This is a genomic window from Pseudonocardia pini (assembly GCF_013870575.1).
Lineage (GTDB): Bacteria > Actinomycetota > Actinomycetes > Mycobacteriales > Pseudonocardiaceae > Pseudonocardia > Pseudonocardia pini.
The window spans coordinates 1-1,455 of sequence record NZ_JACBXB010001068.1 but is presented as its reverse complement, the minus strand read 5'-3'; the positions used below and the strand labels follow the sequence as shown (position 1 = coordinate 1,455).

The 1,455-nt window shown below is 74.7% G+C and carries 2 protein-coding genes; one reads left to right on the top strand and one right to left on the bottom strand.

Annotated features, from left to right (window positions below; all coding sequences use genetic code 11):
• On the top strand, nucleotides 1-246 hold a 246-nt coding region (locus H5J29_RS32555; protein WP_181784735.1), incomplete at its 5' end, for a trypsin-like serine protease.
• Nucleotides 247-330: 84 nt separating this feature from the next.
• Here the strand turns inward: H5J29_RS32555 and H5J29_RS32550 are convergent.
• Nucleotides 331-1,455, bottom strand: a 1,125-nt coding sequence (locus tag H5J29_RS32550) for a replication-associated recombination protein A (protein ID WP_181784734.1), incomplete at its 5' end; no start/stop codon positions are given.

Here is a 1,455-nt window from a genome sequence, read left to right as displayed (position 1 = left end):
ACGAGCGGCGAGACCTGCGGCGAGATCACCGCCCGGGGACGCACGGTCAACTTCGACGGCCAGCGCCAGACGAACATGGGCGTGGCCTCGGTCTGCAGTGCGCAGGGCGACTCCGGCGGCCCCTACGTGACGCCGGACGGCCAGGCCCAGGGCGTGCACAGCGGCGGCGGCGGGAAGTGCACCGCCTACTTCACCCCGATCGACCAGGCGCTCGGCGCGCTGGACCTGACGCTGCGCACCGCGTAGCCCACGAACGGACCGGCGCTCCCGCTCCTCCCCGGTGAGCGGGAGCGCCGGCTCCCCGGTCGCCGGACGAGCGGGCGGCACCGGTCAGGAGCCGCGGACGACCCGGCGGAGCTTCGGGAGGCGCTCGGCGAGGACCCGCTCGGCCCCGTGGGTGGTCGGCTCGTAGTAGTCCTTGCCCACCAGCTCGTCCGGCGCGTACTGCTGGGTGAGCACGCCGTCCGCGGTGGAGTGCGGGTAGCGGTAGCCCACCGCGTTGCCCAGCTTCGCGGCGCCCGCGTAGTGCCCGTCCCGCAGGTGTGCGGGGACCGAGCCCACCGCACCCGCCCGCACCTCCGCCATCGCGGCGTCGATCGCCGTGATCACCGCGTTGGACTTCGGGGCCGTGGCCAGGTGGATCGTGGCCTGCGCCAGTGCGATCCGCGCCTCCGGCATCCCGACGAGCTGCACCACCTGTGCCGCCGCCGTGGCGGCCTGCAGCGCGGTGGGGTCCGCGAGCCCGACGTCCTCGCTCGCGTGGATCATCAGCCTGCGCGCGATGAAGCGCGCGTCCTCCCCCGCGACGAGCATGCGGGCCAGGTAGTGCAGGGCCGCGTCCGGGTCCGAGCCGCGGATGGACTTGATGAAGGCGCTGATGACGTCGTAGTGCTGGTCGCCCGCGCGGTCGTAGCGCACCGCGACCTCGGTGACCGCTCGCTCGACCGCGGCCAGGTCGACGACCCCGGTCCCCTCCGCCACCACCCCGTCCGCCGCGGCCTCCAGCGCCGTGAGGGCCCTCCGGGCGTCCCCCGCGGCCAGCCGCACCAGGGCGGCCTCCCCGTCCTCGGCGAGCGTGACGGCGCCGTTGAGGCCCTGCTCGGCCGCGACCGCGCGGTGGAGCACCTCGCGCAGCTCCTCCTCGGTCAGCGACTGCAGCTGCAGCACGAGCGAGCGGGAGAGCAGCGGGGACACCACGGAGAACGACGGGTTCTCGGTGGTCGCCGCCACGAGCAGCACCAGCCGGTCCTCCACCGCGCCGAGCAGGGCGTCCTGCTGGGTCTTGGAGAAGCGGTGCACCTCGTCGATGAACAAGACGGTGGAGCCGCTGTCGTAGTCCCGGCGGCGGCGGGCCTCCTCGATCACGGCCCGCAGCTCCTTGACCCCCGCCGACAGCGCGGAGAGCGCCACGAACCGTCGGTCCCCCGCGCGGGCCATGAGCCGCGCCAGAGTGGT